Genomic DNA, 25,832 nt, shown 5'->3' with positions numbered 1-25,832 from the left:
AACCATCTCAAATTTCAGAACGCCCTGGCGAATTAAACAGCAGATTGTTTACTATATATATGAATTCCTTATGATTAATTTGGATAAAGGCAATTCCTATAAACAGATGTTAAACGATTCGTTTTTTCTTATGACCGAAAAAAGACTTCTGGATGGCTGAAAAAGTGGTTGAAAATTGTGCTATTGCTTGAGGGTGTAATAATCGCAATAAGAATAGGGTTTATTTTTTGTGGCTAGATGTTTCTCGGAAACAAAACGTAACAGGTAGTGGTTGTGACGGGGTGGTGCTTTAAAAACACTGACTTTGCGCTGACGAAAACTGACAGTGCAGAATAAAATAATGGCCAGCAAATGCTGGCCATGGTCTGTTTTTTGCTCTTAGAAGCTGGCGTTACGTGGCGTACGCGGGAACGGAATCACATCACGCACGTTCTGAACACCGGTAACGTAGGCGATCAGACGCTCGAAGCCCAGGCCGAAACCTGAATGCGGAACGGTGCCGTAACGACGAAGATCGCGATACCAGCTGTAGTCCGCAGGATTGAGACCCATCTCTTCCATGCGCGCGTCCAGCACATCCAGACGTTCTTCACGCTGAGAACCACCGATGATTTCACCGATGCCAGGCGCCAGGACGTCCATCGCTGCGACGGTTTTACCGTCTTCGTTAAGGCGCATATAGAAGGCCTTGATGTCTTTCGGGTAGTTTTTAACGACAACCGGCGCTTTGAAATGTTTCTCGGCCAGATAGCGTTCGTGCTCAGACGCCAGGTCAACGCCCCAGTAAACCGGGTTCTCGAACTTCTCACCGCATTTCTCGAGGATCGCAACCGCGTCGGTATAGTCCACCTGCGCAAAGTCGGCAGAGACAAAACGTTCCAGACGGGCGACCGCATCGCTGTCTACGCGCTCAGCGAAGAACTTCATATCGTCCGGACGCTCTTCCAGCACCGCTTTGAAGACGTACTTCAGCATCGCTTCTGCCAGACCGGCGACATCGTCGAGGTTAGCAAACGCCACTTCCGGCTCCAGCATCCAGAATTCCGCCAGGTGGCGGCTGGTGTTGGAGTTTTCAGCACGGAAGGTAGGGCCGAAGGTATAAATCTTAGACAGTGCACAGGCGTAGGTTTCGCCGTTGAGCTGACCGGATACCGTCAGGAATGCCTCTTTACCAAAGAAGTCTTTGTCATAGTCCACTTTACCTTCTGGCGTGCGCGGCAGGTTTTCCATGTCCAGCGTCGAGACGCGGAACATTTCACCCGCACCTTCCGTATCGGAGGCGGTGATCAGTGGGGTAGACACCCAGAAGTAACCCTGCTCATCGAAGAAGCGATGCAGCGCCTGAGCCAGCGTATGGCGCACGCGTGCCACCGCGCCGATCAGGTTGGTACGTGGACGCAGGTGCGCCACTTCACGCAGGTACTCAATGCTGTGACGTTTTGCCGCCATCGGGTAGGTGTCCGGATCTTCAACCCAGCCGGTCACTTCAATCGCAGAGGCCTGAATTTCGAAACTCTGGCCCTGACCCGGAGACGCCACAACCACGCCGGTCACAATGACGGAACAGCCGGTTGTCAGGTGCAGAACGTCATCATTGTAATTGGGCAGAGAATTATTAATGACGGCCTGTACAGGATCAAAGCAGGAACCGTCATAGACGGCGAGGAAGGAGATGCCAGCTTTAGAATCTCGGCGGGTACGCACCCATCCGCGCACGGTGACTTCCTGGTCAACGGCGACACGGCCCTGGAGTACGTCGGCTACAGGCACAACGCTCATAATATTCTCTCTGTTAATAGTCGGAAAAAATAAACACTTGTCCACCCTTATGGGGGGATATCTATGTTACCTGCCATCCGCTATCAGACAAGTAAATTTCGCAGTCAAAAGAGAAGAATTGAGAAATAAATAAGGGAAGGGAGCCCTTCAGGCTCCCGTAAGCGCTTAACTGGCTTTTTTGATCTGCGGGAGATCGAAGGCTTTGCGCAATGCGCGGACAAACGCTTTGTCATGGCAGATGGTTTTACCCGGGCTGTCGGAGAGTTTCGCCACCGGCTTACCGTTACATTCCACCAGCTTTATAACAATATTCAGAGGTTTTACCTGAGGAATGTCGCAGGTCAAACGGGTACCAATCCCGAAGCTCAGGTTCACTCGGGTGTTGAAATGGCGATAAAGTTCAACCGCTTTTGCCAGGTCAAGATTATCGGAGAAAACCAGCACCTTGCTCATCGGGTCAATGCCGAGTTTTTGGTAATGGGCTATCGCCTTCTCGCCCCATTCAACCGGGTCCCCGGAATCGTGGCGTAACCCCTGATAACGTTCAGCAAACTCGGGTCCGAAGTCACGCAGGAAGGCATCCATCGTAATGCAGTCGGTGAGGGCGATCCCGAGTTGATTCGGGTACTCCTCAAGCCATGCGGCGAGGGCCGCGCGCTGGCTGTTAGCCAGCTCCGGGCTGATTTGCTGATGCGCCTGGAACCACTCGTGCGCCTGGGTGCCCATCGGCGTCAGGTTGAGTCGACGCGCCAGGTCGTAGTTACTGGTGCCCACGAACCACGGCTCCTGCTGCAGACGTTTAACGATGGCCTGCTGAACCTCGCGAGAGAAACGGCGACGGGTGCCGAAGTCCATCAGGCGGAAGCGGGACATATCCAGCCCTTCGGTCAGCGTGGTGAAGGCTGCAAGTTTATTTTCCAGCGAGGCGACCGCCTGGGCGACGCCCATTTCCGGCGAACGGTAGCGGTGAGCCAACTCGCTGATCACTGCCAGCAGCGGCACTTCCCACATGATCACTTCCCGCCACGGACCTTCAAGGCGAATATCCAGCTTGCCGTTCTCGTTGGTCACGGTGACCTGCTCCGGCTTATAGCGGAAATCACGCAGCCAGTTCAGGTAATCGGTTTTAAAGAAAGGCAGGCCAGAAAGCCACTGGTATTCATCGTCCTGCAGCGTCAGATGCTGCATCGCATCGACCTGTTCACGAATGGAGTCTGCGTAGATACCGAGCAAATCGTCACCACGGCAGCGGAATTCCGCCGCGACGTGAACGTCATAGTAATGGTGGAAAACGGCTTGCTGCATATGCAGTTTATACGCGTCGGTATCCAGCAACGTATGCAGAACCGGAGAAGCGAATTGAGTCATAGGTGCGCTGTAGCATCCTCTCACGGGAGCGTTTAGTACAATAAACAACTCCGGAGTATACCTTGTTTAGTGATTTATTGAACCCCGATCACAACATAAGCACACTTTATGGTCGAGGGCATTTTGTGCCCCGTGTTATACAAATGTAGCGAAAAAGGTGTTTCTGCCTGAAAAGATGAACATTCTGCATAGCGCGTTTTGCGCAACAGGAATATATTGAAACGTTACTCGACAAACGATGCATAAGGTTTTCTATGACACAACAGCCACAAGCCAAATACCGCCACGACTACCGTGAGCCGGAATACCTGATTAGCGATATCGACCTGACGTTTGACCTGGATGCCACAAAAACCGTCGTGACGGCGGTGAGTCAGGTGACGCGCCACAGTGCGACTGCCGTGCCGCTGCGTCTCGATGGCGAAGACCTGACGCTGGTCTCCCTGCATATTAATGATGAACCCTGGTCAGACTATAAAGAAGAAGGCAACCAGCTGGTCATCGACAACCTGCCGGAACGCTTTACGCTGCGCATCGTGAATGAAATCAGCCCTTCAGCCAACACGGCGCTGGAAGGGCTTTACCAGTCAGGCGTGGCTCTATGTACCCAGTGTGAAGCCGAAGGTTTCCGCCATATCACCTGGTACCTGGACCGCCCGGACGTCCTGGCGCGCTTCACGACGAAAATCATCGCCGATAAAACGCTTTATCCGTTCCTGCTCTCCAACGGTAACCGCGTCGGTGAGGGCGAACTGGAAAATGGTCGTCACTGGGTGCAGTGGCAGGATCCGTTCCCGAAACCGTGCTACCTCTTTGCGCTGGTGGCGGGTGATTTTGATGTGCTGCGCGATACGTTCAAAACCCGCTCCGGGCGTGAAGTGGCGCTGGAGCTGTTTGTTGACCGTGGCAACCTTGACCGCGCACCGTGGGCGATGACCTCGCTCATCAACTCCATGAAGTGGGACGAAGAACGTTTCGGCCTCGAATACGACCTCGACATCTATATGATCGTCGCCGTCGATTTCTTCAACATGGGCGCGATGGAGAATAAAGGTCTCAACATCTTTAACTCCAAATACGTACTGGCACGTACCGACACCGCTACCGATAAAGACTACCTTGATATCGAACGCGTCATCGGCCACGAGTATTTCCATAACTGGACCGGTAACCGCGTCACCTGCCGTGACTGGTTCCAGCTGAGCCTGAAAGAGGGACTGACCGTCTTCCGCGATCAGGAGTTCAGCTCCGATCTGGGCTCTCGTGCGGTAAACCGTATCAACAACGTCCGCACTATGCGCGGCCTGCAGTTTGCGGAAGATGCCAGCCCAATGGCGCACCCTATCCGTCCGGATAAAGTCATTGAGATGAACAACTTCTACACCCTGACGGTGTATGAGAAGGGCGCTGAAATTATCCGTATGATCCACACCCTGCTGGGCGAAGAGAACTTCCAGAAAGGGATGCAACTCTATTTTGAGCGTCATGACGGCAGCGCGGCGACCTGTGACGATTTTGTGCAGGCGATGGAAGATGCCTCTAACGTGGATCTCTCGCACTTCCGCCGCTGGTACAGCCAGGCCGGGACGCCGATTGTCACCGTTAAAGACGACTACAACCCGGAAACCGAGCAATACACCCTGACCATCAGCCAGCGCACGCCGCCAACCGCCGAGCAGGAAGAAAAACATCCGCTGCACATTCCGTTCAGCATTGAGCTGTATGACAACGAAGGCAAAGTGATCCCGCTGCAGAAGGGCGGTCATCCGGTACACCACGTACTGAACGTAACCCAGGCAGAGCAGACCTTTATCTTCGATAACGTCTATTTCCAGCCGGTGCCTGCGTTGCTGTGCGAATTCTCCGCCCCGGTGAAGCTGGAGTACAAGTGGAGCGATCAGCAGCTGACGTTCCTGATGCGTCACGCCCGCAACGATTTCTCCCGCTGGGATGCCGCGCAGAGTCTGCTGGCGACCTACATCAAGCTGAACGTGAACCGTTATCAGCAGGGCCAGCCGCTGACGCTACCGGTGCATGTAGCAGACGCGTTCCGTGCGATCCTGCTGGATGAATCTATTGATCCGGCGCTGGCGGCTGAAATTCTGACCCTGCCGTCGGCAACTGAAATTGCCGAGCTGTTTGACATCATTGACCCGATTGCCATCGTGGCCGTGCGTGAAGCGCTGACCCGCACGCTGGCTGCTGAACTGGCGGACGAATTCCTCGCCATCTATAACGCCAATAAGCTTGATGCTTATCGCGTTGAGCACGCGGACATTGGTAAACGTTCTCTGCGTAACACCTGCCTGCGTTATCTGGCGTTTGGTGAAACCGAGCTGGCGAACACGCTGGTGAGCATGCAGTATCATAAAGCGGACAATATGACCGACGCGCTGGCCGCGCTGGCGGCGAGCGTTGCCGCTGAACTGCCGTGCCGCGATGCGCTGATGCAGGAGTACGACGACAAGTGGCATCAGGATGGTCTGGTGATGGACAAATGGTTCATTCTGCAGGCGACCAGCCCGGCGGCCGATGCGCTCAGCAAAGTCCGCAGCCTGCTGAAGCACCGTTCGTTCACCATGAGTAACCCGAACCGCGTGCGTTCCCTGATTGGTGCGTTTGCCAGCAGCAACCCGGCCGCGTTCCACGCGGAGGACGGTAGCGGTTATCAGTTCATGGTGGAAATGCTGACTGAACTGAACAGCCGTAACCCGCAGGTGGCGTCGCGTCTGATTGAGCCGCTGATCCGTCTGAAACGCTACGATGCGAAGCGTCAGGCGAAAATGCGCGCCGCGCTTGAACAGCTGAAAGGGCTGGAAAACCTGTCCGGCGATTTGTACGAGAAGATCGCGAAAGCCTTAGCGTGATGTAAAAAAGCCCGGTGGGCAGGTAAAAGCAAAACGGCAACCCAGGTTGCCGTTTTTTGTGTTTTCTCCCTCTCCCTGTGGGAGAGGGCCGGGGTGAGGGCATCAGGCATTAGCCTTAACTCGCTGTAACTCCGTTCCCCCGCGCTTCATCACCCGATCCAGCACTTCTGCCTCCAGCTCCGCCATTCTTGCCGAACCGACACGACGAGGACGTGGAAGATCCACCGTCAGATCCAGACCAATTTTTCCGTCTTCTATTAACAGCACCCGGTCGGCCATCGCCACGGCTTCGCTGACGTCATGCGTGACCAGCAGAACCGTGAATCCATGCGTCTGCCACAGGGATTCAATCAGATCCTGCATTTCGATCCGCGTTAAGGCGTCGAGCGCGCCGAGCGGCTCATCAAGCAACAGCAGGCCCGGACGATGAATCAACGCCCGTGCCAGCGCCACGCGCTGCTTCTGCCCACCCGACAGCGCAGCAGGCCATTCACCGGCGCGGTTTTCCAGTCCGACGGCGGCCAGCGCCTGACGGGCTTCATCCCGCCAGTGTCCTTTGAGCCCCAGCCCGACGTTATCAATCACCGTCTTCCAGGGCAGCAGTCGCGCATCCTGAAACATCATGCGGGTATCGTCCTGAATAGTGGCCAGCGGCGTTGTCCCTGCCAGAATGTCGCCGCCGTTAGGGGATTCCAGTCCGGCCAGAAGGCGCAGCAGCGTACTCTTGCCGCCGCCGCTGCGCCCGACAATGGCCACAAACTGCCCGGCGGGAATATGCAGATCCAGCGCGTTAAGAATGGTGTTTTCGCCGTAGCGTTTTGTCACGCCGTTTAACAGTAACGGTGTCCCCTGATTCAGTCGTGCCGTATTCATGCTTTCGCCTCCTGAAGGGTATACGCCGGGTTCCAGCGTAGCCAGCTGCGTTCCAGCCACTGGGCGCTGACGTCGGCCAGTTTGCCGAGCAGGGCATAAAGGATAATGGCAACCACCACGACGTCCGTTTGCAGGAACTCGCGGGCGTTCATCGCCAGGTAGCCGATGCCAGAGTTAGCCGAAATGGTTTCCGCGACAATCAGCGTCAGCCACATCAGGCCGAGGGCAAAACGCACCCCGACCATGATGGAGGGCAGGGCGCCCGGCAGGATCACGTGTAGAAAGAGCGAAAAACCCGACAAGCCATAGCTTCGCGCCATCTCCACCAGGCCGCGATCGATATTGCGGATGCCGTGCCAGGTATTAATGTAAATCGGGAACAGCGTGCCCAGCGCCACGAGGAAGATCTTCGCGCTCTCATCAATCCCAAACCACAGAATGACCAGCGGGATCAGCGCCAGATGCGGCACGTTACGCAACATCTGAATGGAGGTATCCAGCAGCCGCTCACCCCAGCGGGAAAGACCGCTGATCAACCCCAGCACCAGCCCGATGCTGCCGCCAATAGAGAACCCAATCACCGCGCGCCAGGAACTGATCGCCAGATGCTGCCACAGCTCACCGCTGACGCTCAGCGACCAGAACGCTTCTACAACGCCTTCAGGAGAGGGCAGAATACGGCTCGACAGCCAGCCGGTGGATGATGCGAGCTGCCAGAGAGCCACAATGCCGACGGGTAAAAACCACGGCGCGGCGCGCAGCAGCCATTTTTGTGAGGTGGCAGACATGGTCACTCCTTAGCTTTGCGCGGCTTTTCGAGGGATAAATTCGTTTGCCACCGCTTCTCCCTGCAGCTGAAGCTGCTGTGGCTGCGGTATTTCCGGGATGGCCACATCCAGATGCGGGAATAACAGCTCGCCCACTTTGTAGGCCTCCTCCAGGTGCGGATAACCGGAGAGAATAAAGCTGTCGATACCGAGGTCGGCGTATTCATTAATCCGCGCTGCCACGGTCGGGCCGTCCCCGACCAGCGCCGTGCCCGCACCGCCGCGCACCAGGCCAACGCCTGCCCACAGGTTCGGGCTGATCTCCAGCTTCTCGCGCTTGCCGTTGTGCAGGGATGCCATTCGGTGCTGTCCGACAGAGTCGGTTTTGGCAAACGCGGCCTGCGCCTTTGCGATGGTCTCATCGTCCAGATGGGATATCAGACGGTCTGCCGCCCGCCAGGCCTCTTCAGTGGTTTCGCGAACAATCACGTGCAGACGAATACCGAAGCGCACCTTGCGGCCATGGGCGGCCGCTTTAGCGCGCACCTGGGCAATTTTCTCTTTCACCAGCTCAGGCGGTTCGCCCCAGGTCAGATACAGATCGACCTGCTCCGCTGCCAGATCCTGGGCTACATCCGACGACCCGCCGAAATAGAGCGGCGGGCGTGGCTGTTGTACCGGCGGAAAATAGAGTTTCGCGTCACGAACGTGGATATGCTTGCCTTCGAAGGTGACGGTTTCACCTTCAAGCAGGCGCCGCCAGACGCGGGTGAACTCGGCAGAAGCCTCATAGCGCTCGGTGTGGTCGAGGAACACGCCATCGCCTGCCAGTTCCTGCGGATCGCTGCCCGTCACCAGGTTAAACAGGGCGCGACCGTTGGAGAGTCTGTCCAGCGTTGCCGCCTGACGCGCCGCCACGGTGGGGGAGACCACGCCTGGACGTAACGCAACCAGGAACTTCAGACGCTGGGTGACCGGGATCATCGACGCGGCGACCAGCCAGGCATCTTCACATGAGCGCCCGGTTGGGATCAGCACGCCGGTGAAACCGATGCGGTCCGCCGCCTGTGCAATCTGCTGCAGGTAGCCATGGTCAACCGGGCGGGAACCCTCTTCAGTGCCAAGATAGTGGCCATCTCCGTGGGTGGGTAAAAACCAGAAAAGATTCAGACTCATGATTTAGCTCCTTCTTTGCCTGCGGGTTGCCAGATGCGTTCGCGAATATCGACCTGTTTTGGCACAAGGCGGTTTTGATAGAAGAGGTCAGCGGTTTGTTGCTGAAGCGCGGCGACGTGCGCATCCACGGGTGAAATGGTGGTCGGCGGACGGTGGCTGAGGTAGCTCGCAATCACCGGTTCAGGTAAGCCCATGGTTTTCGCCAGCAGCGCAATACTTTCCTGACGCTGGCTTTGGGTCAGCGTGTCGGCCTGCGTAAAGGTATCCAGTACGCTCTGAATAAATGCGCCATTCTTTTCCGCGTAAGGACGCGCGGCAAGGTAGAACGAGCCGGTCTGCTTCAGCGTCGTGCCATCCTTCAGCACACGCACGCCTCCTTGCAGTAATGCTGCGGAGTAGTACGGATCCCAGATAGCCCAGGCATCAACATTCTTCTGCTGGAACGCGGCACGAGCGTCGGCTGGAGTCAGGTAAACGGGCTGAATGTCCGTGAATTTCAGCCCGGCCTCCTGCAAGGCGCGAAGCAGCAGGTTGTGTGAACTGGAGCCTTTCTGAAAAGCGACCTTATGACCTTTTAGATCGGCAACGCTTTTAATCTCGCTATTTTCAGGCACCAGAATCACTTCGGCCTTCGGTTTAGGCGGTTCAACGCCGACATAAACGAGGTCCGCTCCCGCAGCCTGGGCGAATATCGGCGGAATATCGCCTGTGCTGCCAAGATCGATACTGCCTACGTTTAAGGCTTCCAGCATTTGAGGACCGGCAGGAAACTCGATCCAGGCAAATTTGGTGTCCGGGAAGCGTTTTTCCAGAAGCTGGTGACTTTTTGCCAGCACCATACTGACGCTGCCTTTCTGATAGCCAATGCGTAAACTGTCCGGCGCTGTTTCTGCGGCCTGAGCCAGCCCGGTCAAGGCCATCAGGCCAGCCAGCCCGAGGCGGGTTAAGGTTTTAAACATGTGCGACTCCTTGAGGCTGGCCAAACGCAGGTGCCTGGATATCCCGGCGATGCAGCGCGTGCCAGAAGGTTTCCAGCGCTGCATCGAGGCGCGTTTGCAGATTCGGCGTAAAGTGCGGCTTGTGTTGATAATCAATGACCTGCGAATCGTCCGCGAAAACCCCATGGAGAATCTCTTGTGCTTTCAGGGCATTCAGGACCGGTTTCAGGGCATAATCCACCGCCAGTAAATGGGCAACCGTTCCGCCCGTTGCCAGCGGCAGCACCACTTTGCCGTCCAGCGCGCGCTCCGGCAGTAGATCGAGCAGGGTTTTCAGTGCGCCAGAAAAAGAGGCTTTATAGATCGGTGTCGCCACGATTAAACCGTCTGCCTCTTTCAGTTGCTCTGTGAGGGTTTTCAGCGCAGGGCTGTCGAAACGGGCGTACAGCAAATCTTCGGGTTCGAAGTTATGCAGATTCCAGTGGCACACTTCCACATCCAGCGCATTGAGCTTTTCACGGGCATATTCCAGCAGGGCGCTGGAACGCGAAGGGAATCGTGGACTTCCGGCCAGGGTAATGACGCGCATACTTCCTCCTTATAACCAATTGTTTGCTTTTATCTAACATTCATAACAATTTTCAGGAGTGTGACACCGCGCGGTTATTCCACTAAATGATTTATCTGCAATTAAAATGCGAAAAAGTGCATAAGAAAGAGACCGGGAGGTAAACGTTTGCGTTTTACGCTGATTTTTTTGCCGCAGGTCAATTCCTTTTCGCAGCGGGATCGCCCATAATCCCCTCCCGGTTTGCACACCGGGAATCCAGGAGAGTTCATGTACTACCCCTTCGTTCGTAAAGCCCTTTTCCAGCTCGACCCTGAGCGCGCTCATGAATTGACATTCCAGCAATTACGTCGCATTACCGGAACGCCTCTGGCGGCTCTGGTGCGCCAGAATGTGCCGGAAAAACCTGTGCAGTGCATGGGTCTGACCTTTAAAAACCCGCTGGGTCTGGCGGCCGGTCTGGACAAAAACGGCGAGTGCATTGATGCCCTGGGCGCAATGGGCTTTGGCTCCATTGAAATCGGTACCGTTACCCCGCGTCCACAGCCGGGAAATGATAAGCCGCGTTTGTTCCGCCTGGTGGAAGCCGAAGGGCTGATCAACCGCATGGGCTTTAATAATCTCGGCGTTGATCACCTGGTCGAGAACGTGAAAAAAGCCCATTTCGATGGGGTGCTGGGCATTAATATCGGTAAAAATAAAGACACGCCGGTTGAGCAAGGTAAAGATGACTATCTGATTTGTATGGAAAAAGTCTACGCCTATGCCGGTTACATCGCGGTGAATATTTCATCGCCGAATACCCCGGGCCTGCGTTCTTTACAATATGGCGAAGCGTTGGACGATCTTCTCAGCGCCATTAAAAATAAACAAAATGAACTGCAGGCGATCCACCATAAATATGTTCCGGTCGCGGTGAAGATCGCGCCGGATCTTTCGCCTGAAGAATTGATCCAGGTTGCCGACAGTTTAGTTCGCCATAATATTGATGGTGTTATTGCGACCAATACGACGCTCGATCGCTCCCTCGTTCAGGGAATGAAAAACTGTGACGAAGCGGGTGGGTTAAGTGGCCGTCCGGTACAATTAAAAAGCACCGAAATTATTCGTGCTCTGTCTGCAGAATTAAAAGGGCGTTTGCCGATTATTGGTGTCGGCGGTATCGATTCGGTCATTGCTGCGCGCGAGAAGATGGCGGCAGGGGCATCGCTGGTGCAAATCTATTCCGGCTTTATTTTTAAAGGACCGCCGCTGATTAAAGAAATCGTTACGCATATCTAATCTTTTCTCTTAATCAGACAACCAGGGCTTTATTTCCAGCCCTGGTTGTTTTATATTCCGTCACTGTTGCTTATTTAGACATTCTGGTCTTTTATTAATGATGTTATAAACGAAGCGACAATCAGGACATTTTTAGTACAGGACGTTTGGGGACGGGAGAGAAACATGCGAATTAAACCTGACGATAACTGGCGCTGGTATTTTTGCGACGAGCACGATCGTATGATGCTCGATTTAGCCAATGGCATGTTGTTTCGTTCTCGTTTTGCCCGCCGAATGTTAACCCCGGACGCGTTTTCACCCTCGGGCTTTTGCGTTGACGATGCTGCACTTTATTTCTCCTTTGAAGAAAAATGCCGCGATCTGGTGCTCTCTAAAGAGCAACGTGCCGAGCTGGTATTAAATGCGCTGGTGGCGATTCGTTTCCTGAAACCGCAAATGCCGAAAAGCTGGCATTTCCTGCCGCACGACATGAACTGGACGCCAGCAACGGGTGATGCGGCCAGCGTCAATCTGAGCGATACCGCCGAAGAGGTGAGTTTGTTAGTGGTGGAGCCGGGCGAAAATGCTGCGCTTTGTCTGCTGGCACAACCCGGCGTGACGATTGCCGGGCGTGTAATGCAGTTAGGGGATGCGATCAAAGTCATGAATGACAGGCTGAAGCCACAGGTGCGTGTCGATTCCTTCAGCCTCGAACAGGCGGTTTAAGCTTCCAGCTGTACGGATGTTTTCGGTAAGCAGCTACAGCACAGAATTGTGCCGTCGTTTCCCACTGCCGATTTCTTCAGCGCAGTCACCTCTCCCTCTACCAGCTTGATACGACAGCATCCGCAGATTCCCGCACGACAAGAATACGGTACGCGAATACCGGCCTGTTCCAGTTGCTCCAGCAGCACCTGCTGATTGTTGCCACGAATAATTTTGCCCTGCCAGTGAATATCCACGGCAGAGGCGACGTTCGTCTCAACTTCAACGCTTTCTTCTTCCTGACCGGCGCCGTACACTCTCGCAGGCCCGCGGGCGAGGATTTCGACCTCATCGCCCACGCGGATCACACCGCTGGAGCGGGGGATCAGGTTCTGGCCGAAATCGACATCGCCGTTATCCTGGGCGGTGCGGAACGATTGCAGCGTTTTCAGCGGTTCGCCAGAGGGGTGCTTTTGCCCTTTTTCCGGACTCACGGTGGTAAAGATACAGCGGCTGCACGGCTTGACGACATCAAAGATGACGCTACCAATGCGGATCGTTTTCCAGGTGTCTTCTTCCCACGCATCGGCACCGGTTACCACCAGGTTCGGACGGAACTGCTCCATCTGCACGCTGGCCTTACAGCGGTTTTGTAAATCACGCAGCGACGCCTCGTTGGTCAGCAGGAACGGGAAGCCGTCGGCGAAGGAGAGCGGAACGGCATCGTGGCGCTTCACGCGGCGCGTCAGTTCAGGCCCCACCCAGCGCAGCTGCAAGTCGCGGGAGAAGAAACCGCTTAGCCAGCGGTTAATCTCTTCCGGGGCGATGCGCGCGGTAAAATGGTTACCCCAGACTTCCGTTGGCGCGTCGACGGGCGCAAAATCAGCAAAACGAATCACCGTGCTGGAACCGTCCGGCGCGGTCAAATGCAATCCGTCATGAAGCGGGGAAGGGGTAAAGCGAACCATCTGCGGGAACTGGCGCGCGGTGATGAACGTACCGTCAGGCTCGGTGACCATAAAAATACGATCGAAGGCAAATCCGCTCATGTCTGCCAGTGCGTGAGAAACGCCAATGCCGCGCATGGATTTCACCGGATGAATAAAAAGCCTGGATAACGTCGCCACTGCATACTCCCGCAAATGAAAATAAGCCTTCAACTTTATGACATACACGCCATATTAGCTATAATGCGCGACAATTTTCTAAGAGTAAAAGTGACGATATGAATTCTCTGTTTGCCAGTACGGCCCGTGGGCTGGAAGAGCTGTTAAAAACTGAACTGGAAGCCCTGGGTGCGCAAGAGTGCCAGGTAGTTCAGGGTGGTGTCCATTTTGAGGGCGACACGCGGCTTATTTACCAGAGCCTGATGTGGAGCCGTCTGGCGTCGCGCATCATGCTGCCGATGAAGGAGTGCAAGGTCTATAGCGACCTTGACCTCTATACCGGCGTACAGATGATCGACTGGACAGAGATCTTCACCCCAAATGCCACCTTTGCGGTGCATTTCAACGGCGTGAACGATGAGATCCGCAACAGTCAGTACGGTGCGCTGCGCGTGAAAGACGCCATTGTGGACTGCTTCACCCGTAAGAATAAGGAACGCCCTAATGTCGATCGCGAAAATCCGGACCTGCGTATCAACGTCTGGCTGAACGGCGACACGGCGAGCATTTCTCTCGATCTGAGCGGCGCGGGTCTGCATTTACGTGGCTATCGCGATCGCACCGGGATGGCGCCGATCAAAGAAACCCTTGCCGCAGCCATTGTGATGCGCTCCGGCTGGCAGCCGGGCACACCGCTACTCGATCCGATGTGTGGTTCCGGTACGCTGCTGATTGAAGCCGCAATGCTGGCTACCGACCGTGCGCCAGGGCTGCACCGCGGTCACTGGGGCTTTAAAGGCTGGGCGCAGCATGATGAAGCCCTCTGGAAAGAGGTCAAAGATGACGCGCAGAGCCGTGCGCGTAAAGGCCTGGCAGAGTACACCTCGCATTTCTATGGTTCGGACAGCGACCCGCGCGTGATTGAACGTGCGCGAAGCAACGCCCGTCGAGCGGGTATCGGTGAGCTGGTCACCTTCGACGTGAAAGATGTCGCGAACCTGACCAACCCGCTGCCGAAAGGCCCTTACGGTACCGTCATCAGTAACCCGCCATACGGTGAGCGTCTGGACAGCGAACCGGCGCTGATCGCCCTGCACAGCCTGCTGGGCCGCAATATGAAAGACTATTTTGGCGGCTGGAATCTGTCTCTGTTCAGCGCATCGCCGGAGCTGTTGAGCTGTCTGCAACTGCGCGCCGATCGCCAGTTTAAAGCAAAAAACGGTCCGCTGGACTGTGTGCAGAAAAACTACCATCTGGCAGAAAAAGCGGCGGACAGTAAGCCAACCGGCGTGGCGGAAGATTACGCCAACCGTCTGCGCAAGAATCTGAAGAAATTCGAGAAGTGGGCGAAGCAGGAAGGGATTGAATGTTACCGCCTGTACGATGCCGACCTGCCGGAGTACAACGTGGCGGTTGATCGCTACGCCGACTGGGTCGTCATTCAGGAATATGCTCCGCCAAAAACCATTGATGCACAAAAAGCGCGCCAGCGTATGCTGGACGTGATTGCGGCCACCATTGCCGTGCTGGGCATTGCGCCGAACAAGCTGGTGCTGAAAACCCGCGAGCGTCAGAAGGGCAAAAACCAGTACCAGAAGATGGGCGAGAAGGGTGACTACATTGAAGTGGGCGAATATAACGCCCGCCTGTGGGTTAACCTGACCGACTATCTCGATACCGGTCTGTTCCTTGACCACCGTATCGCCCGCCGTATGCTCGGCCAGATGAGCAAGGGGAAAGATTTCCTCAACCTGTTCTCCTATACCGGCAGCGCGAGTGTGCATGCCGGCCTCGGCGGCGCGCGCAGCACCACTACCGTGGATATGTCGCGTACCTACCTGGAGTGGGCCGAGCGTAACCTGCGTCTGAACGGTTTAACCGGGCGCCAGCATCGCCTGATGCAGGCTGACGTGCTGGGCTGGCTGCGTGATACCGATGAACAGTTCGACCTAATCTTTATCGATCCGCCGACCTTCTCCAACTCTAAGCGCATGGAGGATAGCTTTGACGTTCAACGCGACCACCTGCGCCTGATGACCGACCTGAAGCGCCTGTTGCGTAAAGGCGGCACCATTATGTTCTCGAACAACAAACGCGGCTTCCGTATGGATCACGACGGTTTAGCAGCCCTGGGACTGAAAGCACAAGAAATTAGCCAAAAAACGCTGTCTCAGGACTTCGCCCGTAACCGTCAAATCCATAACTGCTGGTTGATTACCGCGGTCTGAAAGGAAAAGTAAATGTCTTTAATTAGTATGCACGGCGCGTGGCTCTCTTTCAGCGACTCACCGCTTCTCGATAATGCAGAGCTGCATATCGAAGATAACGAACGCGTCTGTCTGGTGGGCCGTAACGGCGCGGGTAAATCCACGCTGATGAAAATCCTCAACCGCGAGCAGGGGCTGGATGACGGCCGCATCGTGTACGAGCAGGATCTGATTGTCTCCCGCCTCCAGCAGGACCCGCCGCGCCATGTCACCGGCAGCGTGTACGACTTCGTGGCGGAGGGGATCTCTGAGCAGGCGGAATACCTGAAGCGCTATCACGAGATTTCGCATCTGGTCATGACCGACCCGAGCGACAAGAATCTCAATGAGCTCGCAAAAGTGCAGGAGATGCTCGATCACCACGGCCTGTGGCAGCTTGAAAACCGCATTAATGAAGTGCTGGCACAGCTTGGTCTGGAAGCGGATATGGAGCTGTCTGCGCTCTCCGGCGGCTGGCTGCGTAAAGCGGCCCTGGGCCGCGCGCTGGTCAGCGGGCCGAAAGTGCTGCTGCTGGACGAACCGACGAACCACCTGGATATCGAAGCCATTGACTGGCTGGAAGGGTTCCTGAAAACCTTCAGCGGCACCATCATCTTTATCTCGCACGACCGTTCGTTTATTCGCAATATGGCGACCCGTATTGTCGATCTCGACCGCGGTAAGCTGGTCACCTATCCTGGCGATTACGATACCTATCTGCTGGAGAAAGAAGAAAACCTGCGCGTGGAAGAGCTGCAGAATGCTGAGTTTGACCGCAAACTGGCGCAGGAAGAGGTCTGGATCCGCCAGGGCATCAAAGCCCGCCGTACCCGTAACGAAGGCCGTGTGCGTGCCCTGAAAGCGATGCGCCGCGAGCGCAGCGAACGCCGCGAAGTGATGGGCAGCGCCAAAATGCAGGTTGAAGAGGCATCCCGCTCCGGCAAGATTGTCTTCGAAATGGAAAACGTTAACTATCAGGTTGACGGCAAAGTGCTGGTAAAAGATTTCTCTGCTCAGGTCCAGCGCGGCGACAAAATTGCGCTGATTGGCCCCAACGGCTGCGGCAAAACCACATTACTGAAGCTGATGCTGAGCCAGTTGCAGGCTGACAGCGGCCGTATTCACTGCGGCACCAAACTTGAAGTCGCCTACTTCGACCAGCACCGCGCGGAGCTGGATCCGGACCGCACGGTAATGGATAACCTCGCTGAAGGTAAGCAGGAGGTCATGGTAAACGGTAAGCCGCGCCATGTGCTGGGCTACCTGCAGGACTTCCTGTTCCATCCGAAACGTGCGATGACGCCGGTTCGCGCCCTGTCCGGCGGGGAACGTAACCGCCTGTTGCTGGCACGTCTGTTCCTGAAGCCAAGCAACCTGCTGATCCTTGATGAACCGACGAACGATCTGGATGTCGAAACGCTGGAATTGCTGGAAGAGCTGATCGACGGGTACCAGGGAACCGTGATGCTGGTCAGCCACGATCGTCAGTTCGTTGATAATACCGTGACCGAGTGCTGGATCTTCGAAGGGGAAGGGCGAATTGGACAGTATGTGGGCGGGTACCACGATGCAAAAGGGCAGCAGTCACAGTCTCTGGCGCAAAAACAGTCAAAGTCCAAAACAAGTGCTGAACCTGCTGTAACAAAAGCAGAAACAGTCAAGAAAAGCTCGGCTAAACTAAGCTATAACCTGCAGCGCGAACTGGAGGGGCTTCCTCAGCGTCTGGAAGAGCTGGAGGCGGCGCTTGAAGATCTTCAGGCACAGGTTGCTGATGCCTCATTCTTTACCCAGTCGCATGACTATACTCAGAAAGTATTGGCTGAACTGTCCGCGGCTGAAAAAGCCCTGGAAGAAGCATTTGAGCGCTGGGAGTACCTTGAGTCTCTGAAGAACGGCGCATAAACAGGGATAACATATGTGTGACCAGCACCATGCCGACAGGCATATATTATGCTCGCAATGCGATATGCTCGTGGCGTTGCCAGAGCTGGGTCACGGACATAAAGCCCTGTGTCCACGTTGCGGCGCAACGCTGACGACCGAGTGGGACGCGCCAAGGCAGCGTCCCACTGCTTACGCACTGGCGGCATTATTTATGCTGCTGCTCTCCAATCTCTTCCCCTTCATCTATATGAAGGTGGGGGGGATGACAAGCCAGGTGGATCTGCTTGAAATCCCGGGCGTGATGTTCTCGGAAGATTACGCCAGCCTCGGCACCTTTTTTCTGCTGTTTGTCCAGATAGTCCCGGCGTTTTGCCTGGTGGTCATTCTTCTGCTGGTCAACCGCGTCAGGATGCCGACATCACTGAAAATCCGGCTCGCGCGTGTCCTTTTCCAGCTCAAAAGCTGGGGGATGGCTGAGATCTTTCTGGCCGGGATACTGGTCAGTTTCGTGAAGCTGATGGCGTATGGCGATGTCGGGATTGGCAGTAGCTTTGTGCCCTGGTGCCTGTATTGCGTCCTGCAGCTGCGCGCCTTCCAGTGCGTGGACAGGCGCTGGGCGTGGGACGATATCGCTCCGGCACCGACGCTTGCACAGACGGTGAAGGTCGGTGTGCCGGGTATCCGCCAGGGGCTGCGTTCCTGTCCGTGCTGTACCGCCGTGCTGCCCGCCGATCTCGACGTGTGTCCGCGCTGCGAAACGAAAGGCCACGTCCGTCGCAAGAACAGCCTGCAGTGGACAATGGCGCTGCTGGTGACATCCGTCATGCTGTATCTGCCCGCCAATATTCTGCCGATTATGATCACCGACCTGCTCGGCGACAAAATGCCCTCGACGATCCTCGCGGGGGTGATCCTGCTCTGGGGCGAAGGATCCTATCCGGTCGCCGGCGTGATTTTCATCGCCAGTATTATGGTACCCACCTTAAAAATGATCGCCATTGCCTGGCTCTGTTGGGATGCAAAAGGTCACGGAAAGCGCGACAGCGAACGCATGCATCTGATTTATGAGGTGGTCGAGTTTGTTGGTCGCTGGTCAATGATCGACGTGTTTGTGATTGCCGTTCTTTCTGCGCTGGTGCGGATGGGCGGTTTGATGAGTATTTATCCCGCGATGGGGGCTTTAATGTTTGCGCTGGTCGTGATTATGACCATGTTTGCGGCCATGACCTTCGACCCTCGTTTATCGTGGGATCGTGAGCCTGAATCAAGCCATGAGGAAGAGTAAGAGCATGGAAAATAAGAGTGGAGAGGCGAAAGTGCAGAAGGTCAAAAACTGGTCACCGGTGTGGATTTTCCCCATCGTGACGGCGCTGATCGGTGCCTGGATCCTGTTTTATCATTACAGCCATCAGGGACCGGAAGTGACGCTGATTACCACCAATGCCGAGGGGATTGAGGGCGGTAAAACGACCATCAAAAGCCGCAGCGTGGATGTGGGCGTGGTGGAAAGCGCAACCCTGACCGACGATTTAACCCATGTGGAGATCAAGGCGCGCCTGAATGCCGGCATGGAAAAACTGCTGCATGGCGATTCTGTTTTCTGGGTGGTTAAACCGCAGGTGGGGCGCGAAGGGATCAGCGGCTTAGGGACGTTGCTGTCAGGTGCCTATATTGAACTCCAGCCGGGTACAAAAGGTAACCAGCCGGGGCAATATCAGCTTCTGGATTCACCGCCGCTTGCTCCGCCGGATGCAAAAGGTATTCGCGTGATTTTAGACAGTAAAAAAGCGGGCCAGCTCACGGCGGGCGATCCGGTGCTGTTCCGCGGTTATCGTGTGGGTTCGGTTGAGAAAAGCACGTTTGACCCACAGAAAAGGTCCATCAGCTATCAGCTGTTCATCAATGCACCTAACGATCGTCTGGTTACCAGCAATGTCCGTTTCTGGAAAGACAGCGGCATCGCGGTCGATCTGACCTCGGCAGGCATGCGTGTTGAAATGGGCTCCCTGACAACGCTGTTTGGCGGTGGCGTAAGTTTTGACGTGCCGGAAGGTCTGGATCTGGGGCAGCCGGTTGCGGAGAACACCGCTTTCCGCCTGTTTGACGATCAAAAAAGCATTCAGGATGCGCTCTACACCGATCACGTTGACTTCCTGATGTTCTTTAAAGACTCCGTTCGTGGCCTGCAGCCGGGAGCGCCGGTTGAGTTCCGCGGCATTCGTCTCGGTACGGTTGGGCAAGTACCGTTCTTTGTGCCTGGTCTGCAGCAGGTCCTGGATGATGATTACCGCATTCCGGTGCTGATTCGTATCGAACCAGAACGTCTGATCAACCAGATTGGCGAGAACCAGGATATTGCCACGCATATCTCTCAACTGATGGAACGTGGTCTGCGCGGGTCGTTGAAGACCGGCAACCTGGTGACCGGCGCGCTGTATGTGGATATGGATTTCTATCAGAAAGCACCGCCGATTACCGGCATTCGTGAATTCGGTGGCTATAAAATCATCCCAACCGTGAGCAGCGGACTGGCTCAGATCCAGCAGCGTCTGATGGAAACGCTGGATAAGATTAACAATCTGCCGCTGAACCCAATGATTGAAGCCGCGACAGGTTCGTTACATCAGAGCCAGGCGACGATGCAACGCCTGCAAACCACGCTGGATAACATCAATAAGCTCACTGCAAGCCAGAGCATGCAGCAGTTGCCGCAGGATATGCAGAAAACGCTGCGCGAGCTGAACCGCAGTATGCAGGGCTTCCAGCCAGGCTCGGCGGCGTACAACAAGATGGTGGCAGATATGCAGCGTCTTGATCAGGTCTTGCGCGAACTGCAGCCGGTTCTGAAAACGCTCAACGAGAAGAGCAACGCGCTGGTGTTTGAAGCGAAAGATAAAAAGGATCCTGAGCCGAAGAGGGCGAAACAATGAAAAAATGGCTAGCGATTGTAGGAGCGATGGTACTCACGGCCTGTAGCTCAGGAAGTGAAACGAAAAGCTACTATCAGCTACCGCTGATGGCGCAGGCAGGTACCCAGAGTACCGCTTCGCAAGGCAACCGTCTGCTGTGGGTTGAGCAAGTTGCCGTGCCGGACTACCTGGCCGGCAACGGGGTGGTCTACCAGACCAGCGATGTACAGTACACCATCGCCAACAATAATCTGTGGGCCAGCCCGCTGGATCAGCAGTTGCGCAATACGCTGGTGGCAAATCTGAGCAGCCAGCTTCCGGGCTGGGTTGTCGCTTCCCAGCCACTGGGTAGCGATCAGGATACGCTGAACGTCACGGTAACGGGCTTCCATGGTCGGTATGACGGTGCCGTTATCATCAGCGGAGAGTGGCTGCTGAATCATCAGGGACAGCTGATTAAACGTCCTTTCCATCTGGAACTGAAGCAGCAGAAAGATGGCTATGATGAAATGGTGAAAGTCCTTGCTCAGGGTTGGGCGCAGGAGTCAGCCAGTATCGCCAGGGAGATTTCCCGGCTGCCATAAGTAAAATTCATCATCAAAAACCGCAGTTAGCCTGTCGCTGATTGCGGTTTTTTTTTCGTTTTGGCTTCAGGTTGTTACTTGTGCCGGGTCACACTTTTTGTACAAATGATCTTCTGGCTAGCTCACAAATATGACACCCGTATGAATTTTGAACATTGACGCTGCAATGAATTCGGGGTATTCGTTATCTGTGCCTGTACATTTAGTGCAGACACTGTTTTCTTTCCACCAGACAAAAGAATGAGGGAAACGAGGCATGAAGAGACAGAAACGAGATCGCCTGGAACGGGCTCATCAACGTGGTTATCAGGCCGGCATCGCTGGACGTTCTAAAGAAATGTGTCCTTATCAGACGATAAATCAAAGGTCACAATGGCTTGGAGGCTGGCGAGAAGCCATCGGCGACAGGGCACTCATTGCCTGATAACGTCTCTTTAAAGAAAGAAACCTCCGCACTGCGGAGGTTTCGCCTTTCAGGGAGGGCTTAACGCAAAATCAGAATGCGGAAGTGTCCTGGAACAGGCCAACTTTCAGGTCGTTCGCGGTATAGATCAGACGACCATCTACCAGCACTTCGCCATCCGCCAGGCCCATAATCAGGCGACGGTTAACAATGCGCTTGAAGTGAATACGATAGGTCACTTTCTTCGCTGTAGGCAGAACCTGGCCGGTGAATTTCACTTCGCCCACGCCCAGTGCGCGGCCTTTGCCTTCACCACCCAGCCAGCCCAGATAGAAGCCAACCAGCTGCCACATGGCATCCAGGCCCAGGCAGCCAGGCATTACCGGATCGCCAATGAAGTGGCAACCGAAGAACCACAGGTCCGGGTTGATATCGAGTTCTGCTTCTACGTAACCCTTATCGAAGTTGCCGCCGGTTTCGGTCATTTTCACGACACGGTCCATCATCAGCATGTTCGGGGCCGGTAACTGTGGGCCTTTCGCGCCAAACAGTTCACCGCGACCAGAGGCAAGAAGATCTTCTTTTGTATAGGATTCGCGTTTATCTACCATGTTCTCAGTAAGCCTTATTTTAGTGAAGGACGCAGGATAGCTAACACGTGTACGCTGAACAAGTCCGATCAGTTTGAATTAAACCAGCCCAGCCAGCGTAACGGCCATGGATAACGGTGGCGAGCATCTTGCTGTGTCGCCTGAGCAATTCGCTCCTGGATGGTCTGCATCAGGGTCGTCTGCCCCTCGCCATCCCATACCAGGTTTGTCAGTAAGGGTAGTGCATCCTCAATCCCTTCGATGGCCCAGATGGCGAATTGTTCCTGCTCAACCGCGTCCAGAATAGCCTGGCTAAGGCTTAAATGGCGTACATTGGGTGCTGGAATAATCACACCCTGTTTGCCGTTTAAACCACGCTGCTGACAGATAGAGAAGAAGCCTTCAATTTTTTCGTTCAGACCGCCAACAGGCTGAGCACGACCGAACTGATCGACCGAACCGGTGATCGCGAGGTTCTGGTTGATCGGCACGTCTGCCAGGGCGCTGATCAAGGCGCAGAGCTCCGCCATAGAGGCGCTATCGCCATCCACTTCGCTATAGGATTGTTCAAACGTCAGCGAGGCGGAGAAGGGGATTTGCTGCTCAAGCTGCAGCTCAGACATCAAAAACGCCTGCATGATCATCATGCCTTTGGCGTGAATGTTGCCGCCCAGCTCGGCTTTGCGTTCAATATCGGTGAATTCGCCATCGCCAACATGAACAACACAACTGATGCGTGAGGGTTCCCCGAACGCGCGCGGGTGGCCAGGGAATTCAATCACGGACAGGGCGTTAATCTGGCCGACGCGTTCACCTTCGGTCTCGACCAGAATTTGTTCCAGCAGAATTTCATCCTGCATACGGTCAGCAAGATAGCCTTCGCGCCACTCACGCTGCGCCAGCATCTGCGTGAGCTGTTCGCCAGTAAACGCACCTTTACCGCTGATCACACCCACTTCACGCAGCTGCTTGCCTATCCAGAGTGGACTGAGCGGCAGGGTTTCCTGGTCACCGGTATAACGAACCGCTTCGCGGATCAAACCCGGCCACGCGTCAGCGGCAGGCATTGGCAATGCAAAGCGTTCCGCAACGGCCAGCACCCACTGACACCACTGCGCCATGTCATCAGCATCGGCTACCTGGATGTTGTCTTCGTATTCGCTGTAAACCGCCAGCTCAGCCAGTTCCGGCTCCATTTCCTGGAAGTCAGCCAGCGATTCACGATCGCCCGTCAGCACGACGGTCAGCGACAGCGGCATTGACGGCACGGAGACCGGCAGAGGGCGAGACTCATCGTAACCGACCCAGTCAAAGCGTTGCTGGGTCACAATCGTTTTCAGGCGCATCCACAGCAGCGGCTGCGAGAGCAAGGTGCGCAGAGAGATGATCAGCACGCCGCCGTTTGCGCGATGTACCAGACCCGGTTGCAGTGAAAGCTCACCGTTGAACTGACGCAGACAGCCAAAGAGTTGTTCAGCTTCGACCCAGTTAGCGGTAATGACTTCACCTGTCGCTGCAAAACGGTCATCGGCCTGGTCCGCCGGTTCGAAGGCGATCTTATCTCCCGCGATACGATACTGGCCGCCAAAGACCGCGTTCGCTTCCGGGCGCAACTGGCGCATAGCGTCCCCGAGAAGCGTCAGATATTCCGCCTCTTCGGGGGCTTTCAGCAGCATGAAGGGCGATGTCGCCCATGGGCTTAACGCCTGCTCCAGCGCATAATGCAAACGGGGTTGCGTATCGCTAAGGATGAATGGATGTTCTGTTGCGAGTTCGGGCTGTGAAAACAGGTCCTGATAGCTCTCGGTATCCGGAACAAGGTCACGCCATGCAAGTTTCGTAATCGTCAAAGTTGATGTTTTTTAGTCAGATGTAAAAGCGTGGAGTATACCGTAAGCGGGGGGATCTACCCAAGCAGGATTGGGTATTTCGACAGCGGGAATGGCTGCATTGACTCACAGGATATGATTTCTTTTCAGCAGATTGCCAAAAAACTGATATTCTGAACAGAGTTACGTGGTAACACTGAGATCGCAATGAAATATCAACAACTGGAAAATCTCGAAAGCGGCTGGAAATGGAAGTACCTGGTCAAAAAGCACCGTGAAGGGGAGCTGATCACCTGCTACATCGAAGCCAGCGCTGCACAAGAAGCCGTGGATATTTTGCTGACCCTCGAGAATGAACCGGTACAGGTTAACGGCTGGATTGAGAAACACATCAATCCCGCGTTGTTAAACCGGATGAAGCAAACGATCCGCGCGCGACGCAAACGGCATTTTAATGCTGAGCATCAGCACACGCGTAAAAAATCAATCGATCTGGAGTTCGTGGTCTGGCAGCGTCTGGCTGGGCTGGCGCAACGGCGTGGTAAAACGCTGTCGGAAACCATCGTGCAGTTGATTGAGGATGCCGAACATAAAGAGAAGTATGCTAACCAAATGTCGTCGCTAAAAAACGACCTTCAGGCGTTGCTGGGCAAAAAGTAGATTTGTGTTTTTCTTCAGACAATAAAAAACCCCGCATTGCGGGGTTTTTTTATAAGACGATAACTTATGCCGCTGGCTGAGTTACAACGTCTTTAACGCCTTTAACTTCGATCTCTACGCGACGATCTGGAGCCAGGCAGTCGATCAGTGCAGCGCGAGCTTTCACGTTGTCACAGGTGTTGCCAGTAACTGGGTTAGATTCGCCCATACCACGTGGGGAGATCTTGTTAGCTGGGATACCTTTAGAGATCAGGTAATCAACAACAGACTGAGCACGTTTCTCAGACAGTTTCTGGTTGTAAGCGTCAGAACCGATACGGTCGGTGAAGCCCAGAACCACTACGGAACCGTCTTTAGGATCCAGGTTGCTCAGCTGGGTGTACAGCTGATCCAGTGCCTGCTGGCCTTCTGGTTTCAGAGTCGCTTTGTTGAAGTTGAACAGAACGTCAGACTTCAGAGTGAAGTGCTTGGTCTGTACTTCTGGAGCTGGAGCCGGCGCTGGAGCAACAACTGGTGCTGCATCTTCCTGCTGGCCGAAACGGTAGGAAACACCTACGCTCAGCATGCCGTTGTCTGGACGAACGCCAACGGTAGCACCGTCGCCGATGTTGTTAACCCACTGGTATTCCAGACGGGTAGCGATGTCACGGGTCATAGCCCACTCAACGCCACCAGCGAATACTGGGGAAACACCGGTGTCATGGTCGTCGCCAGCGATGCTGTTGCTGGAGTCAGCGCGCCATACCATACCACCCAGACGGGTGTACACGTCCAGATCGTCAGTTACTGGGTAACCCAGTTTAGCGGTCAGCTGTACGCCTTGAGCTTTAAAAGCGCCATTAACGTTGTCGCCTTTGTATGGCATACGACCTAACCAGTCGTAACCCATTTCAAAACCAACATACGGGTTAACCTGATAGCCACCGAACGCACCTGCACCAAGCTGGCTCTCGTGAGTAGGGCCATCATTGTTCAGGCTGCTGTTGTACCAGCCGGTGTCGTGGAACTGAGACCAGCCCAGTTTACCACCTGCATACCAGGTATTATCTTTCGGAGCGGCCTGCGCTACGGTAGCGAAGCCAGCCAGTGCCACTGCAATCGCGATAGCTGTCTTTTTCATTTTTTGCGCCTCGTTATCATCCAAAATTCGCCATGAATGTCTCAAGTAGAGAATCACGGTTAAATCCTTCACCGGGGGGCGTGGTCAAATATAAATCTACCGATATCTTCGGCTTAGGCCGAGCACCCCTGGCGATGTAAAGTCTACAACGTAGCTGAAAACTTACAAGTGTGAAGTCTGTCAGGCATATGAAAAAA

Annotated in this window: 21 protein-coding genes; 10 read left to right on the top strand and 11 right to left on the bottom strand. The window is 55.0% G+C overall.

The window, feature by feature from the left end; translation table 11 throughout:
- Window positions 1–378: 378 nt before the first annotated feature.
- Window positions 379–1,779, bottom strand: coding sequence for an asparagine--tRNA ligase (asnS, locus tag ACOTY9_RS08915; protein WP_014883234.1), 1,401 nt, complete (start codon window positions 1,777–1,779; stop codon window positions 379–381).
- Between the two features lie 165 nt (window positions 1,780–1,944).
- Window positions 1,945–3,147 carry a nicotinate phosphoribosyltransferase gene (pncB, locus tag ACOTY9_RS08910; RefSeq protein ID WP_248189688.1) on the bottom strand — a complete coding sequence of 401 codons (1,203 nt, stop codon included), beginning with the start codon at window positions 3,145–3,147 and terminating at the stop codon, window positions 1,945–1,947.
- A 254-nt stretch (window positions 3,148–3,401) separates the two neighbouring features.
- Here pncB and pepN point away from each other — a divergent pair, with 254 nt between their 5' ends.
- Entirely contained in the window at window positions 3,402–6,014 is a 2,613-nt protein-coding gene (gene pepN / locus ACOTY9_RS08905; RefSeq protein ID WP_348565656.1) for an aminopeptidase N, read from the top strand.
- 102 nt (window positions 6,015–6,116) lie between these two features.
- Here pepN and ssuB read toward each other — a convergent pair whose 3' ends face one another.
- From ssuB to ssuE, 5 genes are read right to left on the bottom strand one after another with little or no spacing between them, the layout of a single operon-like run.
- Entirely contained in the window at window positions 6,117–6,887 is a 771-nt protein-coding gene (gene ssuB / locus ACOTY9_RS08900) for an aliphatic sulfonates ABC transporter ATP-binding protein (protein ID WP_063861074.1), read from the bottom strand.
- The gene (ssuC, locus tag ACOTY9_RS08895; RefSeq protein WP_014883238.1) at window positions 6,884–7,675 is read right to left on the bottom strand and encodes an aliphatic sulfonate ABC transporter permease SsuC; all 792 of its coding nucleotides are present in this window, start codon (window positions 7,673–7,675) and stop codon (window positions 6,884–6,886) included. Before ssuC ends, ssuB begins: the two co-directional genes overlap by 4 nt.
- A 9-nt stretch (window positions 7,676–7,684) precedes the next feature.
- On the bottom strand, window positions 7,685–8,830 hold the full coding sequence (gene ssuD, locus ACOTY9_RS08890; protein ID WP_032637061.1) for an FMNH2-dependent alkanesulfonate monooxygenase: 1,146 nt from the start codon (window positions 8,828–8,830) through the stop codon (window positions 7,685–7,687).
- Window positions 8,827–9,789: a sulfonate ABC transporter substrate-binding protein gene (locus tag ACOTY9_RS08885; protein WP_014883240.1), complete on the bottom strand. Its 963-nt coding sequence runs from the start codon at window positions 9,787–9,789 to the stop codon at window positions 8,827–8,829. The genes ssuD and ACOTY9_RS08885 overlap by 4 nt, the downstream gene beginning before the upstream one ends.
- Window positions 9,782–10,357: an NADPH-dependent FMN reductase gene (gene ssuE, locus ACOTY9_RS08880; RefSeq protein ID WP_014883241.1), complete on the bottom strand. Its 576-nt coding sequence runs from the start codon at window positions 10,355–10,357 to the stop codon at window positions 9,782–9,784. The genes ACOTY9_RS08885 and ssuE overlap by 8 nt, the downstream gene beginning before the upstream one ends.
- Window positions 10,358–10,606: 249 nt before the next feature.
- Here ssuE and pyrD point away from each other — a divergent pair, with 249 nt between their 5' ends.
- On the top strand, window positions 10,607–11,617 hold the full coding sequence (pyrD, locus tag ACOTY9_RS08875; protein ID WP_014883242.1) for a quinone-dependent dihydroorotate dehydrogenase: 1,011 nt from the start codon (window positions 10,607–10,609) through the stop codon (window positions 11,615–11,617).
- Window positions 11,618–11,782: 165 nt separating this feature from the next.
- On the top strand, window positions 11,783–12,325 hold the full coding sequence (gene zapC / locus ACOTY9_RS08870) for a cell division protein ZapC (protein WP_014883243.1): 543 nt from the start codon (window positions 11,783–11,785) through the stop codon (window positions 12,323–12,325).
- Here zapC and ACOTY9_RS08865 read toward each other — a convergent pair.
- Window positions 12,322–13,431 carry a YcbX family protein gene (locus ACOTY9_RS08865; RefSeq protein ID WP_421637337.1) on the bottom strand — a complete coding sequence of 370 codons (1,110 nt, stop codon included), beginning with the start codon at window positions 13,429–13,431 and terminating at the stop codon, window positions 12,322–12,324. The two genes, zapC and ACOTY9_RS08865, sit on opposite strands and share 4 nt — an antisense overlap.
- Window positions 13,432–13,529: 98 nt before the next feature.
- On the opposite strand from ACOTY9_RS08865, the gene rlmKL reads away from it, so the two are divergent.
- The 6 genes from rlmKL to rmf all read left to right on the top strand — a co-directional run bounded on the left by rlmKL (window position 13,530) and on the right by rmf (window position 21,457).
- Window positions 13,530–15,638 carry a bifunctional 23S rRNA (guanine(2069)-N(7))-methyltransferase RlmK/23S rRNA (guanine(2445)-N(2))-methyltransferase RlmL gene (gene rlmKL, locus ACOTY9_RS08860; protein WP_023332608.1) on the top strand — a complete coding sequence of 703 codons (2,109 nt, stop codon included), beginning with the start codon at window positions 13,530–13,532 and terminating at the stop codon, window positions 15,636–15,638.
- 12 nt (window positions 15,639–15,650) lie between these two features.
- Entirely contained in the window at window positions 15,651–17,558 is a 1,908-nt protein-coding gene (locus ACOTY9_RS08855) for an ABC transporter ATP-binding protein (protein ID WP_014883246.1), read from the top strand.
- Between the two features lie 13 nt (window positions 17,559–17,571).
- Window positions 17,572–18,825 (top strand): membrane integrity-associated transporter subunit PqiA, encoded by a 1,254-nt coding sequence (pqiA, locus tag ACOTY9_RS08850; RefSeq protein WP_014883247.1) that lies wholly within the window; start codon window positions 17,572–17,574, stop codon window positions 18,823–18,825.
- A 4-nt stretch (window positions 18,826–18,829) separates the two neighbouring features.
- Complete coding sequence (pqiB, locus tag ACOTY9_RS08845; RefSeq protein WP_014883248.1) at window positions 18,830–20,470, top strand: intermembrane transport protein PqiB; 1,641 nt, start codon at window positions 18,830–18,832, stop codon at window positions 20,468–20,470.
- On the top strand, window positions 20,467–21,033 hold the full coding sequence (gene pqiC, locus ACOTY9_RS08840; protein WP_014883249.1) for a membrane integrity-associated transporter subunit PqiC: 567 nt from the start codon (window positions 20,467–20,469) through the stop codon (window positions 21,031–21,033). Before pqiB ends, pqiC begins: the two co-directional genes overlap by 4 nt.
- Before the next feature lie 256 nt (window positions 21,034–21,289).
- Window positions 21,290–21,457, top strand: a complete 168-nt coding sequence (gene rmf, locus ACOTY9_RS08835) for a ribosome modulation factor (protein WP_013097261.1) — start codon at window positions 21,290–21,292, stop codon at window positions 21,455–21,457.
- A 71-nt stretch (window positions 21,458–21,528) separates the two neighbouring features.
- Here the strand turns inward: rmf and fabA are convergent, their stop codons facing one another.
- A complete protein-coding gene (gene fabA, locus ACOTY9_RS08830) occupies window positions 21,529–22,047 on the bottom strand; it encodes a bifunctional 3-hydroxydecanoyl-ACP dehydratase/trans-2-decenoyl-ACP isomerase (protein ID WP_000227926.1) in 519 nt (172 codons plus the stop codon).
- 68 nt (window positions 22,048–22,115) lie between these two features.
- Window positions 22,116–23,876, bottom strand: coding sequence for an AAA family ATPase (locus tag ACOTY9_RS08825; protein ID WP_014883250.1), 1,761 nt, complete (start codon window positions 23,874–23,876; stop codon window positions 22,116–22,118).
- Between the two features lie 186 nt (window positions 23,877–24,062).
- Here ACOTY9_RS08825 and matP point away from each other — a divergent pair, with 186 nt between their 5' ends.
- On the top strand, window positions 24,063–24,515 hold the full coding sequence (matP, locus tag ACOTY9_RS08820; RefSeq protein WP_023332611.1) for a macrodomain Ter protein MatP: 453 nt from the start codon (window positions 24,063–24,065) through the stop codon (window positions 24,513–24,515).
- Window positions 24,516–24,579: 64 nt separating this feature from the next.
- On the opposite strand, the gene ompA is transcribed toward matP, so the two are convergent.
- Complete coding sequence (gene ompA, locus ACOTY9_RS08815; protein WP_014883252.1) at window positions 24,580–25,635, bottom strand: porin OmpA; 1,056 nt, start codon at window positions 25,633–25,635, stop codon at window positions 24,580–24,582.
- Window positions 25,636–25,832: the final 197 nt, after the last annotated feature.

It is taken from the genome of Enterobacter cloacae complex sp. SHL012 (genome assembly GCF_049237505.1).
Taxonomy (GTDB): Bacteria; Pseudomonadota; Gammaproteobacteria; order Enterobacterales; family Enterobacteriaceae; genus Enterobacter; species Enterobacter kobei.
Note: the sequence above shows the minus strand (reverse complement) of the source record. Positions and strands in the feature narration are given on the sequence as shown.

What these genes read in the sequence shown, in the direction of transcription:
- pqiA (WP_014883247.1), top strand. Translation starts at nt 17,572, where the DNA reads ATGTGTGACCAGCACCATGCCGACAGGCATATATTATGCTCGCAATGC.
- ompA (WP_014883252.1), bottom strand. Translation starts at nt 25,635, where the DNA reads ATGAAAAAGACAGCTATCGCGATTGCAGTGGCACTGGCTGGCTTCGCT.
- rlmKL (WP_023332608.1), top strand. Translation starts at nt 13,530, where the DNA reads ATGAATTCTCTGTTTGCCAGTACGGCCCGTGGGCTGGAAGAGCTGTTA.
- pepN (WP_348565656.1), top strand. Translation starts at nt 3,402, where the DNA reads ATGACACAACAGCCACAAGCCAAATACCGCCACGACTACCGTGAGCCG.
- ACOTY9_RS08885 (WP_014883240.1), bottom strand. Translation starts at nt 9,789, where the DNA reads ATGTTTAAAACCTTAACCCGCCTCGGGCTGGCTGGCCTGATGGCCTTG.
- pqiB (WP_014883248.1), top strand. Translation starts at nt 18,830, where the DNA reads ATGGAAAATAAGAGTGGAGAGGCGAAAGTGCAGAAGGTCAAAAACTGG.
- ssuE (WP_014883241.1), bottom strand. Translation starts at nt 10,357, where the DNA reads ATGCGCGTCATTACCCTGGCCGGAAGTCCACGATTCCCTTCGCGTTCC.
- asnS (WP_014883234.1), bottom strand. Translation starts at nt 1,779, where the DNA reads ATGAGCGTTGTGCCTGTAGCCGACGTACTCCAGGGCCGTGTCGCCGTT.
- fabA (WP_000227926.1), bottom strand. Translation starts at nt 22,047, where the DNA reads ATGGTAGATAAACGCGAATCCTATACAAAAGAAGATCTTCTTGCCTCT.
- pqiC (WP_014883249.1), top strand. Translation starts at nt 20,467, where the DNA reads ATGAAAAAATGGCTAGCGATTGTAGGAGCGATGGTACTCACGGCCTGT.
- ssuC (WP_014883238.1), bottom strand. Translation starts at nt 7,675, where the DNA reads ATGTCTGCCACCTCACAAAAATGGCTGCTGCGCGCCGCGCCGTGGTTT.
- ssuB (WP_063861074.1), bottom strand. Translation starts at nt 6,887, where the DNA reads ATGAATACGGCACGACTGAATCAGGGGACACCGTTACTGTTAAACGGC.
- rmf (WP_013097261.1), top strand. Translation starts at nt 21,290, where the DNA reads ATGAAGAGACAGAAACGAGATCGCCTGGAACGGGCTCATCAACGTGGT.
- matP (WP_023332611.1), top strand. Translation starts at nt 24,063, where the DNA reads ATGAAATATCAACAACTGGAAAATCTCGAAAGCGGCTGGAAATGGAAG.
- pyrD (WP_014883242.1), top strand. Translation starts at nt 10,607, where the DNA reads ATGTACTACCCCTTCGTTCGTAAAGCCCTTTTCCAGCTCGACCCTGAG.
- pncB (WP_248189688.1), bottom strand. Translation starts at nt 3,147, where the DNA reads ATGACTCAATTCGCTTCTCCGGTTCTGCATACGTTGCTGGATACCGAC.
- ssuD (WP_032637061.1), bottom strand. Translation starts at nt 8,830, where the DNA reads ATGAGTCTGAATCTTTTCTGGTTTTTACCCACCCACGGAGATGGCCAC.
- ACOTY9_RS08855 (WP_014883246.1), top strand. Translation starts at nt 15,651, where the DNA reads ATGTCTTTAATTAGTATGCACGGCGCGTGGCTCTCTTTCAGCGACTCA.
- zapC (WP_014883243.1), top strand. Translation starts at nt 11,783, where the DNA reads ATGCGAATTAAACCTGACGATAACTGGCGCTGGTATTTTTGCGACGAG.